Origin of the sequence: Thermodesulfatator atlanticus DSM 21156 (genome assembly GCF_000421585.1) — a bacterium.
GTDB lineage: Bacteria > Desulfobacterota > Thermodesulfobacteria > Thermodesulfobacteriales > Thermodesulfatatoraceae > Thermodesulfatator > Thermodesulfatator atlanticus.
In genome coordinates, this window is sequence record NZ_ATXH01000004.1 from 79,719 (window position 1) to 94,590 (window position 14,872).

General features: G+C 46.0%; 22 protein-coding genes. 3 read left to right on the forward strand and 19 right to left on the reverse strand.

The features are described from left to right. Positions 1-17: 17 nt before the first annotated feature. Genes H528_RS0102585 through H528_RS0102595 form a run of 3 tightly spaced genes read left to right on the forward strand, consistent with a single transcriptional unit; the run spans position 18 to position 934 of the window. A complete protein-coding gene (locus tag H528_RS0102585; RefSeq protein WP_022852790.1) occupies positions 18-353 on the forward strand; it encodes a hypothetical protein in 336 nt (111 codons plus the stop codon). Positions 354-366: 13 nt separating this feature from the next. Then, the gene (locus H528_RS0102590; protein ID WP_022852791.1) at positions 367-732 is read left to right on the forward strand and encodes a hypothetical protein; all 366 of its coding nucleotides are present in this window, start codon (positions 367-369) and stop codon (positions 730-732) included. A gap of 22 nt (positions 733-754) precedes the next feature. After that, on the forward strand, positions 755-934 hold the full coding sequence (locus H528_RS0102595; RefSeq protein ID WP_022852792.1) for a hypothetical protein: 180 nt from the start codon (positions 755-757) through the stop codon (positions 932-934). A 166-nt stretch (positions 935-1,100) separates the two neighbouring features. On the opposite strand, the gene hpt is transcribed toward H528_RS0102595, so the two are convergent. The 19 genes from hpt to H528_RS0102695 all read right to left on the reverse strand — a co-directional run bounded on the left by hpt (position 1,101) and on the right by H528_RS0102695 (position 14,853). Continuing rightward, positions 1,101-1,628: a hypoxanthine phosphoribosyltransferase gene (hpt, locus tag H528_RS0102605; protein ID WP_022852794.1), complete on the reverse strand. Its 528-nt coding sequence runs from the start codon at positions 1,626-1,628 to the stop codon at positions 1,101-1,103. Between the two features lie 182 nt (positions 1,629-1,810). Then, positions 1,811-2,248: a HEPN domain-containing protein gene (locus H528_RS0102610; RefSeq protein ID WP_022852795.1), complete on the reverse strand. Its 438-nt coding sequence runs from the start codon at positions 2,246-2,248 to the stop codon at positions 1,811-1,813. Continuing rightward, a complete protein-coding gene (locus H528_RS0102615; RefSeq protein WP_022852796.1) occupies positions 2,248-3,102 on the reverse strand; it encodes a hypothetical protein in 855 nt (284 codons plus the stop codon). The genes H528_RS0102610 and H528_RS0102615 overlap by 1 nt, the downstream gene beginning before the upstream one ends. A 7-nt stretch (positions 3,103-3,109) precedes the next feature. Further along, a complete protein-coding gene (locus H528_RS0102620; RefSeq protein ID WP_022852797.1) occupies positions 3,110-3,493 on the reverse strand; it encodes a DUF6115 domain-containing protein in 384 nt (127 codons plus the stop codon). A gap of 3 nt (positions 3,494-3,496) precedes the next feature. Next, entirely contained in the window at positions 3,497-3,682 is a 186-nt protein-coding gene (locus H528_RS0102625) for a hypothetical protein (protein WP_022852798.1), read from the reverse strand. Position 3,683: 1 nt separating this feature from the next. Continuing rightward, positions 3,684-4,553, reverse strand: a complete 870-nt coding sequence (locus H528_RS0102630) for a hypothetical protein (protein WP_022852799.1) — start codon at positions 4,551-4,553, stop codon at positions 3,684-3,686. A 4-nt stretch (positions 4,554-4,557) separates the two neighbouring features. Then, positions 4,558-4,935 (reverse strand): chemotaxis response regulator CheY, encoded by a 378-nt coding sequence (locus H528_RS0102635; protein ID WP_022852800.1) that lies wholly within the window; start codon positions 4,933-4,935, stop codon positions 4,558-4,560. 55 nt (positions 4,936-4,990) lie between these two features. Next, positions 4,991-5,794: a FliA/WhiG family RNA polymerase sigma factor gene (locus tag H528_RS0102640; RefSeq protein WP_022852801.1), complete on the reverse strand. Its 804-nt coding sequence runs from the start codon at positions 5,792-5,794 to the stop codon at positions 4,991-4,993. Beyond that, the gene (locus H528_RS12360; RefSeq protein ID WP_022852802.1) at positions 5,791-6,627 is read right to left on the reverse strand and encodes a MinD/ParA family protein; all 837 of its coding nucleotides are present in this window, start codon (positions 6,625-6,627) and stop codon (positions 5,791-5,793) included. The genes H528_RS0102640 and H528_RS12360 overlap by 4 nt, the downstream gene beginning before the upstream one ends. After that, entirely contained in the window at positions 6,614-7,624 is a 1,011-nt protein-coding gene (locus H528_RS0102650) for a flagellar biosynthesis protein FlhF (RefSeq protein ID WP_022852803.1), read from the reverse strand. The genes H528_RS12360 and H528_RS0102650 overlap by 14 nt, the downstream gene beginning before the upstream one ends. After that, entirely contained in the window at positions 7,624-9,711 is a 2,088-nt protein-coding gene (gene flhA / locus H528_RS0102655; RefSeq protein WP_022852804.1) for a flagellar biosynthesis protein FlhA, read from the reverse strand. Before flhA ends, H528_RS0102650 begins: the two co-directional genes overlap by 1 nt. Continuing rightward, on the reverse strand, positions 9,711-10,775 hold the full coding sequence (gene flhB / locus H528_RS0102660; protein WP_022852805.1) for a flagellar biosynthesis protein FlhB: 1,065 nt from the start codon (positions 10,773-10,775) through the stop codon (positions 9,711-9,713). Before flhB ends, flhA begins: the two co-directional genes overlap by 1 nt. Before the next feature lie 3 nt (positions 10,776-10,778). Then, on the reverse strand, positions 10,779-11,567 hold the full coding sequence (gene fliR, locus H528_RS0102665) for a flagellar biosynthetic protein FliR (protein WP_022852806.1): 789 nt from the start codon (positions 11,565-11,567) through the stop codon (positions 10,779-10,781). Further along, positions 11,564-11,833 (reverse strand): flagellar biosynthesis protein FliQ, encoded by a 270-nt coding sequence (gene fliQ, locus H528_RS0102670; protein ID WP_022852807.1) that lies wholly within the window; start codon positions 11,831-11,833, stop codon positions 11,564-11,566. The genes fliR and fliQ overlap by 4 nt, the downstream gene beginning before the upstream one ends. Positions 11,834-11,842: 9 nt before the next feature. Beyond that, on the reverse strand, positions 11,843-12,583 hold the full coding sequence (gene fliP, locus H528_RS0102675) for a flagellar type III secretion system pore protein FliP (protein WP_022852808.1): 741 nt from the start codon (positions 12,581-12,583) through the stop codon (positions 11,843-11,845). Beyond that, on the reverse strand, positions 12,567-12,833 hold the full coding sequence (locus tag H528_RS0102680; RefSeq protein ID WP_022852809.1) for a FliO/MopB family protein: 267 nt from the start codon (positions 12,831-12,833) through the stop codon (positions 12,567-12,569). The genes fliP and H528_RS0102680 overlap by 17 nt, the downstream gene beginning before the upstream one ends. Next, positions 12,830-13,384 (reverse strand): flagellar motor switch protein FliN, encoded by a 555-nt coding sequence (gene fliN, locus H528_RS0102685; RefSeq protein WP_022852810.1) that lies wholly within the window; start codon positions 13,382-13,384, stop codon positions 12,830-12,832. The genes H528_RS0102680 and fliN overlap by 4 nt, the downstream gene beginning before the upstream one ends. A gap of 3 nt (positions 13,385-13,387) precedes the next feature. Beyond that, on the reverse strand, positions 13,388-14,365 hold the full coding sequence (gene fliM, locus H528_RS0102690; protein WP_022852811.1) for a flagellar motor switch protein FliM: 978 nt from the start codon (positions 14,363-14,365) through the stop codon (positions 13,388-13,390). Continuing rightward, positions 14,365-14,853, reverse strand: a complete 489-nt coding sequence (locus tag H528_RS0102695; protein WP_022852812.1) for a flagellar basal body-associated FliL family protein — start codon at positions 14,851-14,853, stop codon at positions 14,365-14,367. The genes fliM and H528_RS0102695 overlap by 1 nt, the downstream gene beginning before the upstream one ends. Positions 14,854-14,872 lie beyond the last annotated feature (19 nt).

The following is a 14,872-nucleotide window of genomic DNA, read 5'->3' on the forward strand; positions in this document are numbered from 1 at the left end:
AATTAGGAGGTGTTTTTATGTCTAGCAGAGATCCGGACAAATTGGGCATTTTTGTAACCACGCCCCAGTATATGAACCACTTGATGAAAATAGTAGAAGCAGCCCAAAGGGCTGGCAAAAAAGTAAAAGTGTTTTTTACTTTCAAGGCGGTTCATTTAACCAAACAACCTGATTTTCCCAAGTTAGTACAAATGATCCCTGAAGAAGACCTAGCCATCTGTGCAGATTCTTATACCTGCGAAGGTTTTGATCTTGAAACTGATATTCCAGGGGGCATGAAGCCTTCTCAGTTGCGCACACAGGCTTTTCACGGACAAATCTTGGAAGAATGTGGCGCATACTTAGTGCTTTAAAGGAGGGATAAATATGGAATCTTTAAAGATTTATTTTTTAGTAGCAAACAGAATTTACATTACTGACTGTATTAGATCCACCCTGGGACAGTCAGTAGAAAACCACTATTCTCACTGTTGTGTGTTTTACAACAAAATGCCGCGTCTCACAGACTATGTCAAAGAAAATATCGAATGGATTCGCGATATGGAAGGTGAAGTATATTGTGTGGTAGATACTATCGCAGACGAAGAAGCAAAAAAATACAACATTGAAGAAGCCGGACTCACTCCTATTACTCTCGAAGAACTAGCCCAAAAATTAAAAGAGGCAGACGTTGTTATTGGATACGGCATGCCCAAACAAAAGAAAGATCCTCCACCAGCTTGTGCTGATTAATTCCTAAGAGGAGGGATACGAAATGAAGATTCTTCACGTATATCGTAACGAACCAACAGACGAAGTAAAAAAGTTAGTAGAAATTTTAAACGAGGGTAACGAAGCCCAAGAGTTTAAGCTTTATGAAGCAAAAGAAGATGCAGATTACGACAAATTAATTCAGCTGATATTTGAAGCTGACAAAACCATTAGCTGGTGGTAAAAGTCTAACAGGAGCAGGCATTTGGCCTGCTCCTATTTGGCTATTTGGTCAAGTTTTTGAGACCACATAAAGAGCTTAAACAGTAAAAGCGCAAGCCCAATCCTCAAAACCCACATATACCACGGACTGTTTTTAAAATAATAGACTACAAACTTAAAAAATCGCTTCACGAGACCCTCTCTATTTCATAAATTGCCGGAAGATGGCGATATTTTTCTGCAAAATCAAGCCCATACCCCACTAAAAAACCCTTGGGAACATAAAAACCGCGATAATCAATCGAAATTTCTACCTCACGGCGCTCAGGCTTATCTATCAAACAACAAACTTTAACAGAACGGGGTTCATAACGGGGAAGTACTTTTAGATAATAATCAAGCGTTATCCCGGTATCGATGATATCTTCAACGATTAAAACATCTTTGTCCTTTAATGATATTTCAACATCTTTGGTGATTTTTACTTCGCCAGAAGTGGCATCAGCGTATCCGTAACTTGCAAGCCTAACAAAGTCTATTTCAAGCTGTTCAAGGTGAACGGCTCGCACCAGATCAGCAAGAAAAATAAAGGCTCCCTTAAGAATTCCAATAAAAACCACCCTGCGCCCCTGATAATCTTTTGAAATATCCCGGGCAAGCTCTTTAATACGTTTGGCAATCTCTTCTTGAGAAATAACAAGCTTTAACCTTTCCATTTTTCCCTCCCACTCTGATGTGGATACCTCAGAGAACGGATTTTGGCAACGAAGAATTTCTTCTTGTTGGGAGTAAAGTCATGAATAGCCCAAGGGGATCCCTTCATTTTTCGTTCCGAAAAATAGGAACGGTTACTAGAAAACGATGTCAACTAAAAATGCTTTCGGTAATGCCGAGAAAACTACTTAAGTCTATGTGCTAGGTGATTGATAAGGGTTTGGGCCGCGTTTAGCACCCGACGGGCGTCTTCCTGGGTAAGGGATCCAAGCCCCAAATTAGTTTCAAGGAAAATATCTTCGTGGCTCGCAAGCCTTTTAAACAAATCAAGAAACTTAACGGCTTCTTTTACCGGACGCGGGGCCTGCTTCCCTTCAGGAAAATGAAGAAAAATTTTTTCAAGAGAAGGCTCAGCGATACGCTTTCCTGCCTTCTTTTCCATGGCTTTTAAGGCCTTGCGCGCTGCCTGCCAAGCCAGATGAGCCGAAATGTCAGGGTCCTTGGCAAGAAGTTCTTCAGCACGCTTTAAGTCTTTCAAAGATGTCTCGAGCCATGATGAAGGCTTCTGGGATTCAAGTACTGGTTCTTTAGTATTCCCTTTGCGTTTCAAAAAACTAAACATCACCCTCTAAGCCGTAACATCTGTCCAGGATATGCATCAAGGGTGTTAAGCTTTATGATAACTTTATCTTCACAAGAGGAAAACATCTCATAAAGGGAAGAAAGAGCCTTACGAGCCTTTGCTAGGGCCTCATCGCGCGCAAAACTTATTTCTAGCAAAAGAAGCTTAGGACTCAAGTTAAAACGCGCTTCCAGGTAACCCAAACGAGAAAGAAAAAGCACCAACAAAAAGCTTCGCACACCCGGTTTAGCAAAAGCAATTTCCCGGTCCTCATAAAGGTAGCTCCAGGAAACCCTATCTCCAAAAAGAAAAGGAATAACAAACTGGCCTTCCTGCCAGAGTTTCAGGAAGTGTTCTCTAATTTCAAGACGAAATTTTTTTGCATCTCCTTTTGTTTGTTTAGCAGAGCTATCTTTGCTCAAGGTTTTAAAAAAGTGGTCTACTAAGAAAAACAAAGCTTCTTTGGCCTTTTTAGGGGAAGCGCTTTGCCATTTAAAAATATCAAGCAGCTTAAAGTTTTGCTCTTCTTGGGGAAGAAGTTTGAGAAGTGTTTGTGACGTATGCTTTAAAAGGGGTTTTATGTCTTTTTCTCCTTTGGTTTCAATGGTTAAAACTAAAGGCGGGCCAAGGGAGGCTACTTTGAGCCTTATTACTTGGCCAGGCTTAAAAAGATTTTGGGGTAAATGTTCAGCCAGCATGGCCTCAAGCTTTTCGTTTCCCACAAAAAGCGTAAGCAACCTTCCTTCGATAGTTTCAACCCTCGCAGTAAAGGCGCGCCCAGGGGTGAGGATTTCTATTAGCCCCTGAGGGATATTGCGCAAAGAAATAGGCAAAGGGCCACGGATAGGATCCATTGTTTTTTTATTTTTTCTTTGAAACCGAAAGAATAAGGGCTACCTCGCCCTCTTGGAGCCCTGTTTCTTTGGCAATCTCTGCTACAGAAAGCCCTTTTTGGGCAAGTTTGCGTACTTTTTCTTTGATATCCTGAGAATCACTACGTGTGCTTTCCCAGGCGCTAGCCCCAGTCTCGAGAGCAGAAATAATTTTTTCAGAAATTTCTTGTTTTTTGGCAATGTTTTCTGAAAGCTTCTCACAAAGCTCGTTGGCAGTCTTTAAACGCTTTTCTATTTCATCAAAGGGTATCTTTTGCAGTCGTCTTACCTGCAAATAAAGAAGCAGAATTAAAAACAAAAGCAACAGATCAAAAACAGCCTGTAATAAGAAAAAAAGATCTAAATCCAGCATAGGTTAAACTTTGATGTCTATGTGTTTTCCTTTTCCTGGTAAAGATATTTTGGGCTTTTCTTTAGTTGTTTTTGTTTTAGCTTTCTTTTTGGACGACTGCTGCCTTTCGCGAGGCAAACGCTCTGAGGCGTTTTCCACCCGTAGGTAAGCTGGGGTAATAGCAAATGGAGCTTTTATGTCATCTGGCATGTCATTTTAAAACATAACCACTTATTTTAATCTCTACAGGAACTACATCACCTATTTTCTTTTTTGTCAAATAATCCATAAACTCCCGCTCGATCACTTTGGCTCCCTTAGGGTTTTCCCAGAGGTAAAGAGGCACATTGCGAAGTAGTCGGTAAAGTTCTTCGCGGAAAAGGGCTTTATTTTTTTGTGCACGTAAATAATCTACTTCTTTGGCAAAATAAAGCATGACTTTTGCTTTTACAAAGAGATACTCACCGGTTTCGCGGCGATAAGGGATAAGAAAATCCTTAAGAAAAAGAATCTTTCTTCCTTCCACCGCAATAGGTGAAGAAACAACCGGGGGTTCCGGTTCTTGCTCTTTCTTTTGGGGAACTTGAACCTTGGAAGGAGCCTTTTCTTTTTGAGGATAAAGCCCCACAGGTTGTTTCATTAATTGCATTAAGGTGAACACCCCTGCCCCCAAAAAAATTAAAGGGATCAAAATGGCTAAAATCCAGAAGACAAAAACAAGCTTACCCCGCGAGGGGGCTTCTGCTTCTGTTTCTTGCTCTTCTTGAGGCGCTTCGTCTTTTTCCTCCTTTTTGGAGTCTTCCTCTTGGGGTTCTTCTAAAGACTCTTCCTCTCCAAGGATACTTGCCAATGGGTCTTCAAAATCTTCTGGGGGACCTTCTTTTTTTTCTTGCTTTACCTCTTCGTCAGCATCTTTTTCTTCAGCGTCTTCACTTTCAGCTTCAGTCCCCTTTTTGGCTTCACTTTCTTCTGGTTCTTCTTTTTCTTCGCCTTCTTCCTCTTCTTCCACTAAAAGATCTGCCAGGGGATCTTTTTCTTCTTGGTCTTCATTTTTTTCTTTCTCTTTTTCCTCTTCTGCCATCTAATTAGCCAAAAATCTTTTTTAGCTTTTCCTGTAAAGTTTCCGGAGTAAACGGTTTAACAATATACTGGCTTACTTTGTATTTAACAGCCTCGATAATATTTTCTTTCTGGGCCTCTGCCGTAACCATTAAAAACGGTAAATCCTTGAAACGCTCATCACTGCGAACCTTTTTGAGAAGTTCAATGCCGGTCATTTTGGGCATGTTCCAATCAGAAATAATGAGGTCTACTTTTTCTCCTTTATCAAGGATCTCCCAGGCGGTGGTGCCGTCATCAGCCTCAATGATGTTTTTAAAACCAAGCTGAAGCAAGATGTTCTTGATAATGCGGCGCATGGTGGCAAAGTCATCCACTACCAGCACTTTCATGTTTGTATCCATAACCTCTCCTCCTTAACTGTTTCTTCGTTTTATATCGGCCACCACCCTGTATTTCCTAAAGCTCTTCAAAGTAATCTTTGCCGATTTTTCCTTTGAGCTTGGCCCTTAAACGTTTGATCGCCTTGCTGTGTAATTGAGAAATGCGGCTTTCGGTGTAGCCAAGAATTTCGCCAATTTCGCGCATGGTAAGACCCTCATAGTAATAAAGGCTTAAGACCAATTTTTCTTTTTCTGGGAGATCATCAATAGCCTCAGCCAATAAATCACGAATTTCTTTTAGTTCGCAGTCTTCAAAAGGGTCTGGCTGGTCCGGGTCTTCGATCAGGTCAAAAATGTCTTCTTCATTAAGATCAGGCAGTTTTCTCTTAATGGTTTCAATATCGATGAAAGAGACATTTTTGGTCTCTTCAAGCATTTTGTGAAACTCTTCAATGCTTACTCCTAAGGCCTCAGCCACTTCCTCGTCTTCTGCTGGTCGTCCCAGTTGCTGCTCAAGCTCAAGGTAGGCCCTTTCTATCATGGTGGCCTTTTTACGCACTGATCGCGGCACCCAGTCCAGGGAGCGCAGCTCATCAAGCATTGCCCCGCGGATACGAAATTCTGCAAAGGTCTTGAACTGGATATTGCGACTGGGGTCAAAACGGTTGATGGCATCTATGAGTCCCATCACCCCGGCACTAATTAGGTCGTTTATATCAACATTTGGTGGCAGACGCAGGGCAAGTCGTCCAGCTACATACTTTATAAGCGGCGCGTATTTGATAATAAGTTCGTTGCGCGTTTTTAAATCCATTTTTTCCGGAAACTCCTCCCTGAGTTCTTCGGAAACTTCTCTTGACAAGATTTGTTGGGTTTTCATGCACACACCCCCATGATTTTTCGTCCAAAAAATTGAATGCCACCCTCAAACGACGTCCTCTCAAGAGCCGCAAGTTGAAAAACTATTTCTCTTATGGCCTTGCTTGCCGGAGTGTTGGGATAAATTTCAAGCAGGGGCCTCTGAGCTCGAATTGCCTCTGAAACTTTTTGATCAAAGGGAATTCCGCCAAGAAAATTAAGCGAAATGCTGCCAAGAAATCTCTCAATCACCCTTAACAACTGGCGGTATATTTCAAGGGCCTGGGCCTTGTTTTTGACAAAATTAACCACCAAATGAAAACGTTTGATGTGATGCTTCCTGAAAAGGACTTTTATGAGAGCATAGACGTCTGTTAAAGAGGTGGGCTCAGGCGTACAAATAAGCACCCGCTCCTGAGAAGCCAGGTTTAAGTAAAGCACGTTTTCGGAAATTCCTGCAGGGGTATCAAGAAAAACATAATCAAGACCAGCGGTAATACGGTCAAACTCCTCTAAAAGGACTAATTTTTGTGTTTCGGTAAGGTTGGTAAGTTTCACCAGGCCAGAGCTTGCAGGAAGGATTCTGAGCCCCCCCGGGCCACAAACAACTACGTCTTCAATGGCGCAACGACCAGCAAGTACGTCTCCGATATGAAAACGTGGGCTCAATCCAAACAAAACATCAACATTGGCAAGCCCCAAATCGCCATCAAAAAGAAGAACTTTCTTGTGACAACTAAGGGCATACGCCACGTTAGCAGCAAGGGTGGTTTTCCCCACTCCCCCTTTGCCACTTGAAAAGGCAAATACCCTGGGACCTTCAAAACTATTTTTTTCTTTTTCAAGCGGTAACATGCCTTGCCTCCAATTCTAAATTCCGCAAAAGAAGTCCCAATAAACGTTTCGGAGTTAGTCTCTCAAAATCTTCTGGCACCCTATCGCCAGTGGAAATAAAACTCACCGGCGGAAGCCCTGGCAAAAAGAGACTGAATAAAGGCCCCCCTGAAGGAAGCCCCTCCACATGAGTCAAAATAAGAGATGCCACCGGAAGGTTTTTTAACCTTTGCCAAAGGGAAGGAAGAACAAAAGTAATCTCAGGGGCCCTTACCACCAAATGAAAAGAGACTTCTTCATCGTCAGCCAGCAAATCTTTTAAATAATACTCTGAAAAACCAGGACCAAAGGCAGGGGTGTCCACCAAAATAAAATCATAGGAAGCAAGCCTTTGTTTTTCCTTGGCAAATTCTTCCACGCGGGTGAAAAAAAGCGGTAGCTCAAGGAGCCCTGCAAAGCGGCTTATTTGTTCTTTGGCTCCCACCCGAACCGTATCAAGGGAAACCAGGGCAACTTTCTTGCCCGAGGCTGTAAGGCGTGCGGCAAGTTTTACAAGTGTGGTGGTCTTACCAACACCTGCCTGCCCAATAAAAACCATTGTTCGCGAAAGTTCTTTAGGGCCAATTTTTTGGGGCACCCTGTCACAGGCGTTTTTAAGAAAAGCCTCACGGCTTGCGTTGCCATTTCCTCCCAAAAGTTTAATTACTCTTGCTGGCACTCCCTGTTGCAAAAAAATCTCTGCCCAAGAACCCCGTGGTTTGAGGCTTGCCTCAAGCCCAAGAACGATCTCTTTTAAGGACTCAATTTCACGCAACACCAGGGAAAAACCCTCTTTTTCCCGGGGCTTTATCTCTGGTTCAGGGGGCTCAAGGTCAATGGCTGCAGTTATCTCATAGAGCCAGCTGCGGCCTTCTTTCACCCGCCGGGTAGCAAGGATAACAGCGTCTTCTCCCAGGGCTTCTTTTACCTTGGCCAAAGCCTCAACTGATGTTTTGGCGCGAAATTTTTGTACCTTCATCAGGCAAGCCTCACTGTTTCATGGATTTCAACCTGCACCTGTGCTGGAATCTCTGCCTGTGAAATCACCGCAGCTTGCGGCAATGAACGTTCAATTAGCCGACGCAGGTGCCGCCTTGAGACAGGTCCTGTTAGAAAAACCGGTGTAAAACCTCGCATTGCAAGCCTTTCCGCCGCTTGGGTGCAGGCAGCCACAATCCTGCTGCCGGTTCTGGGATCAAGGGTAAGAAAAGTTCCCTGGTCTGTTCGCTGAAGGGCCCTTCTTATGGCTTCTTCGATATCATCGGCCACGGCAATAACATGGAGTTTCCCCTCTTCATCAAGATAGGGCTTGACAATCACCCTTGCCAGCCGCTGACGCACGTACTCCGTAAGAAGATCTGGGTCTTTGATATTTTGCCCATAGTCAGCAATGGTTTCCACGATAGTTAAGAGATCACGAATAGAAACTCGCTCACGGACTAAATTGTGCAATACCTTTTGCACCACCCCAAGGTTCACGACGTTTAAGCATTCTTCCACAGCCTTGGGATAATGCTTGGCAAGGGCATCAAGTAAGCGTTGTACTTCCTGGCGTCCTAAAAGCTCCTCGGCATGGCTTTTAATTACCTCTGAAAGATGCGTTACGATTACCGTTGAGAGATCAACCACCGTATATCCTGCAAGCTCGGCTTCTTCTTTTTTGTCTTCCGGGATCCAGATAGCAGGAAGCCCGAAAGCCGGCTCTTTGGTGGGAATGCCTTCAAGGCGCTTTGATACCTCTCCGGGATCCATAGCAAGGAGGTGTCCTGGCATAAGCTCTGCCCGGGCAACCTCTACCCCTTTAATCAAAATGACGTATTCGCCAGGCTTTAGTTGCAAATTGTCACGCACATGAAGCGGAGGCACGATGATACCCATTTCCAGAGCAAATTGCCGCCGCATAGTGCGAATGCGCTCAAGAAGATCGCCTCCCTGGGAATCATCTACCAGGGGAATAAGGGCATAGCCCACTTCAAGCTCAAGAATATCGACCACCAAAAGCTCTTCTACTACTTCTGGGGCCTGAGCTTCTTCGGCTTCTTGTCTCTTAACCTCTTCTTCTTCGATTGCAGAAAGCCCTTGCTGGCTACGGTAAGCCACATAGGCAAGGGCTGCAAAAACAGCCGCAAGCACAGAAAAAGGCATGGTAGGAAGCCCTGGCAAAAGCCCGAAGATAAAAATAATGCCCGCGGCCAAAGCAAGGGCTTCAGGCCGGGTAGCAAACTGCCTGGCAAAGTCTTTACCCATACTGGCTTCTGCCGCCGCACGGCTGATAATGATACCGGCTGAGGTGGAGACGATGAGCGCTGGAATTTGTGAGACAAGGCCATCGCCAATGGTAAGGAGGGTATAGCTCTGAGCTGCTTCACTGAGACTTAGGCCTTTTTGCACCACACCGATAACAAGGCCGCCAATAACGTTGATAGCCATGATAATGAGCCCGGCAATGGCTTCACCGCGGACGAATTTGCTGGCACCATCCATGGCCCCGTAGAACTCTGCCTCTTTAGCAATTTCTTCGCGGCGTCTCTTGGCCTCGGCCTCGTCAATAAGCCCAGCATTTAAATCGGCATCAATGGCCATTTGTTTACCAGGCATGGCATCAAGGGTGAAACGCGCCGCCACCTCTGCAATACGCCCGGCACCTTTGGTAATGACCACAAAGTTGATGATTACCAGGATGGCAAAGACAATGGCTCCCACAACATAATTTCCCCCAACCACGAACTGGCCAAAGCTTTTGATAACGTTTCCTGCCGCCGTAGGACCTTCGTGGCCGTGAAGCAAAATAAGCCTTGTGCTTGCAACGTTTAATGAAAGTCTGAAAAGGGTGGTTACCAGAAGAAGGGCTGGGAAGGCCGAAAAATCAAGGGGCTTTTTAATGTACATGGACATAAGGAGAATGAGAAGCGCCATACTAAAGCTGAAAGAGAGCAGAAAATCCATGAGATAACGGGGAAGCGGAAAGACCATAATGGTCAAAATCCCCACTACCCCCGCGGCTACAGCCAAGTTTGTGCCGTCTAAGCTTAAACCCTTTGGTAATGGAAGTGCTTTCTCTGCCATTAGTTAACCTTCCCTTTCAAGCGATAAACGTAAGCCAAAACCTCGGCCACAGCTTGATAAAGCTCAGCAGGGATAAAATCCCCTATCTCTACTTCTTTGTATAAAGCCTGGGCAAGGGGTGGGTTTTCCACCACCGGGACTCCGGCTTCCTCGGCGATTTCTCTTATCTTGAGAGCCACGTGGCCTTCACCCTTGGCAAGGACTTGAGGTGCAGGCATTTCTTTCAGATCGTACTTAAGGGCCACGGCGTAGTGCACCGGGTTCGTGATGACTACGTCAGCCTTGGGCACTTCTGCCATCATGCGCTTTTGGGCCATAGCCCGCTGAATCTGGCGAATCTTGCTCTTAACCCAGGGATCACCTTCTGTCTGTTTGAGCTCTTCTTTTAGTTCTTGTTTGGTCATCTTAAGCTGGCGCCCTGTCTCCCAGCGCTGGAAGAGGAAATCAAGCAACGCAAGCACTGCTAGGGCCAAAAGAGTCTTAAAACAAAGGGCTCTGGCAAGCAGATAAATTGTGCGTCCGATCTCTTCTGGCTCACAAGTAGCAAGGTTTAACACCAGGTCTTTTTCAGAATTAATAACCAGATACGCCACCACACTAATGAGCACCAGCTTGGCCACAGACTTTAAAAACTCAACCAGAGAAGGCAGTGAAAAAAGTCTTTTAAAACCCTTGATAGGGTCGATTCTTTCTGCTTTCGGAGAAAGGGCCTCCCAGGCCGCGACCCCTCCCACCTGTAGATAAAGGGACAAAAACGCTAGGGGCAAAAGAATGACCAAAAGTGGCAAAAGCACTTTGGCACCAAGTTTTATAGCAAGCAGTAAAACGCCGTAAGCGGAGTTTTCGTCAAGATCTCCCCGCGGGAAATACAAAAACTCACGATATATCACCAAAAACTGGCTAACCATATAGCTTCCAGCCATCACAAAAGAAAGGATCCCCCCAGAAAGCACTGCCACCGCCGCCACTTCGCGGCTTTTAGCTACCTGACCACGGCGTCTTGCTTCTTCTCGTCGCCTAGGAGTAGGCTCTTCTGTTTTTTCTTGAAGGCTCTCATCAGGCACAGCCTATCCCCCAAAAGCCTTGATAAACCGTGGCAAAATATTGGCCGCCTCCCGGTAAGACGGCTCAAGCACCATGCCGAAAATTTGAAGAGTCAAACCGAAAAAGAAAAGCCCCACCGCTATGGTAAGTGGAAAACTCACTATCATAATGTTTATTTGCGGCACAAAACGCGAAACAATTCCCATGGCTATCTGAATCAAAAGAAGAATAGCCAGAGCCGGAGCAAGGACTTTTACTCCCAGGATGAAAATCTTTTTCCCTTGAAGCGTAAGGAAGAGAAAGACTTTTGCCGGCGTTTTGATCTCTCCTGGCGGAAGGACTTTTAAGCTCTCTCCCAGGGCCAATAAAAAGTAATGATGCATATCAGTGAGCAAAAAGAGCAGAAGTGCTACCAGATAGGCAAATTGAGCAAGCACTGGCGCCTGAACACCAGTGGCAGGGTCAAGCACGTTAGCCACGCCAAATCCCATCTGAAAACCAAGAAGCTGGCCGGCAAACTGAACCCCTGCAAAAATAAGACGCACCAAAAAGGCAAAACATATCCCAAGCGCCGCTTCGTTTAGGGCCAAAAGCCCGTATTCCCAGATTGATCCCGGAAAGATAACGTGGCCCTTCCAGTAAGGAGTAAGCACTAAAGAGAGCACCAAAACAAAGGCCGCTTTAACCTGAAGAGGAATCATGCGGCTGCCAAAAACAGGCATGAAAGCCACCAAAAAGCCCACCCTCACCAGAATGAGGGAAAAGGCCACACTATAACGCAATAGCTCTAGGTAAAATTCCGTGTTGTTCATCTAATGTATCCCGGAATCCCTGTGATTATTTGGGCCGTGAAAGTAAGCATCTTGTGCATAATCCAGGGAAACGCAAAAAGCAGAGCTAAAAGCACCGCTACGATCTTGGGCACAAAGGTAAGGGTCATTTCCTGGATCTGGGTTACCGCCTGAAAAATGCTGATAATGAGGCCTACGACCAGCCCGGCAAGGAGCATAGGCGCTGAGATAAGAAGCGTCAGCTCTATCGCCTGTCTTGCAAGTCCTAAGACCATATTCTCTGTCATTTTTTCCTCCTACCCAAAACTCCGAACCAAAGACCCCACCAGGAGATGCCAGCCGTCAACCAAGACGAAGAGCAAAACCTTAATGGGAAGTGAAATCATAATAGGGGGTAGCATCATCATTCCCATAGACAGGAGAACGCTTGCCACCACCATGTCGATAATCAAAAAGGGTATGTAAAGGAGAAAGCCGATCTCAAAGGCCGTGCGCAACTCACTTATCATGAAAGCCGGAATCAGCGTGAGGGTGCTTACGTCTTCTTTGTTTTCAGGACGCGGCTCACCAGAGAGTTTTATCATAAGGGCCAAATCTTTTTCGCGGGTGTTTTTGAACATGAACTCCCGAAAGGGTGAAAGCGCATCTTTGAAGAACTCTTCATCGCTTAGCTCTCCAGCAAGATAGGGGGAAACCGCCTGGTTATAGACCTTATGAAAAACTGGGCTCATAATGTAAAAGGTAAGAAAAAGTGCCAAGGCAATGAGCACCTGGTTAGGTGGTGTCTGCTGGGTTCCAAGGGCGTGGCGCAGCAGGGAGAAAACTATCACCAGCCTGGTAAAAGAAGTAAGCATGAGTAAAAGGGCCGGAGCAACCGAAAGAATGGTTAACAAAAGAAGGATCTGAAGCACGGTGGCCATTTGCTCAGGCCCTTTGGCCTGCTCAAGCCCAAAGCGCACCGTGGGAAGTGTTACGGCGAACACCAAGCCTGGAGCAAAAATGTTTAGCAAGAAAGAAATACTAACTATTTTTTTCATTTTTGCTCCACCTATGAATAAGCCTTGGGCCACCCTCCCCTAGCCCAAGAAGCATCTTTTCGCCAAAGACTTCTATCAAGGCCAGCTGTGCCTTGTGAGTCAACGCCCGGTAGGCAATGACTTTTATCTCCTCTGAAGAGTTACCCCGGGAAACCTTAAGCCTGCGCACTCCCCAAAGGCAGGCCACCAGCACTGCGCAGAGCAGAAAAACCATCCCCAGCACTTGAAAATAAGCGCCTAGTTCTGTCATGATCCCAACTGCCTCACGCGTTCTTGCGGTGAAATAATCTCAGTGAGACGCACGGCAAAGCGGTCGTTTACCACCACCACCTCGCCTCGTGCCATAAGGCGTTTGTTTACGTAAATTTCAGCAGGCTCTCCTGCAAGTTTGTTAAGCTCGATGATGGAACCCTGAGAGAGTTTCAACAAATCGTTGATAATCATTTTGGTGCGGCCAATTTCAACAGAAATCTCAAGGGGGATATCGAGGATAAAGTCAAGGCTTGGGTGCCCCTCAGTTCCATTTCCTCCTGGGCGAAACTCTTCAAACTGAGGCTCTGAGGCCTGAGGGGGCTCTTTCTTAGATTCCTCCTGAGGGGCTTCAGGCTGGGCAGATTCTTGCTGTTTGGCCTCCTGTAAGGCTTCCTCCCACTGAGCCAGGAGATCCGCCTCGGCATCTCCTACGTCAACTTCTGAAGAAGCATCAGCTTCTTTGGCGGCGTCTTCTTTAGGCTCTTCTTTGGGAGCGTCTTCCTGGTTTAAAAGGGCATCAATGTCATCTTGCCTGAGTTCATCAGACATAAGCTACTCCTCTTTGATAAAATCAATAACGCGCAAGGCTTTACGGCCCCGGTAAACACCAAGCTCTGCCAGCATCTTTCTGATGCCTTCGATATAAACTGGAAGGGGTTCATCAATCTTGGCATCAAGCTCGATGATGTCGCCCTCGGAGAGATCAAGTAGTTCGCGCCCAGAGACCTCGGCTCCACCCAAAGGCACTAGCAGTTCCACCGCCACCGAACGGATGATCTCTTCGAGCTGCTGGCGCCAGTAGGGATCTGCGTCTTCGTCGCTCTGAAAAGGCGAGTAAAGCTTGGCTTTAACAGGCTGAAGCGTACCAAGACCATAGCAAATAAGGACTTCGCCTTTTAAGTCTTCAAGCTCAAGGTTAAAGGTGCACACCACCACGGTTTCATCAGGCTGCATCACCCTGGCAAACTGGGGGTTAATTTCGCTGCGCACGTATTGGGGTTTTACCGGGTGGATGCCGCGCCAGGCCTTTTCCAGCTCCTGAAGAGCAGCCTCCACCACACGCTTGATAAGCCTCTGTTCAATAATGGTGAACTCGCGGCCTTCTACGCGGGTCATCCGACGGCCGCTTCCCCCAAGGAATCTTTCCACAAAGGCAAAAACCAGACGGCTTTCAAAATTAAAAAGGCATTGCCCCCTAAGCGGCTCAAGCTTAAAAAGATGAAGGGAAGCAGGCACGGGAATGCGGTTCAAAAAATCCTTAAAACGCTCTAACTTGATAGGAAGGGCTACGATATCAACCACCTCACGTAAAAGAGAAGAAAGGGTGCTGCGAAAGCCTCTGGCAAAATAATCGTTTACCACCTCAAGCCCTGGCATCTTGAGCCGGGCTGAGACGGTATAGTTTCTGAAATCAAAGGGACGAACGTCCTCCTCGCTATAAGCAGGCTCCTCAGGGGTGGTATCCACCGCCCCTTCGTCAATCCCGCTTAAAAGGGCATCGATTTCGTCCTGTGAGAGGATCTCACTCATTACTGCACCACAAACTGTGTGAAATAAATGTTTTTTACGGTATTAGGCCCAAGGAGATCATTAAGCTTACGTATGAGCTCAAGACGCAGCTCAAGTTTTCCTTCAGGAGAAAGGACTTCTTCTACGGTTTTGCTAGAAAGAACCATAATAATGGCGTCGTTTATTTGAGGGATACGATCGTTTGCCAGCTGATAGGCCTTGTCATTGCGAAACTCAAGGGTGATTTTCGCGCGCAAATAGCGGTGCCCCGTAGGATCTGCAAGATTCACTACAAAAGGATCAAGTTGTAGAAAGGGGCCAACTTCTGGCTCTGGTGGTTCGGGGGCCGGTTGCTCTTCGGGAGGGGGGCTGCTTTTGGCAAAAAGCAAAAAATAAGCACCGGCCCCACCACCGGCGAGAAGTAAGACACCCAGAATAATAAAAATTAAAAACTTCTTGCCGCCCTTTTTCTCTTCGCCTTCTTTGGCCTTTTTGTCTTTTTCTGCCATGAGAACCTCCTCGCAAAAA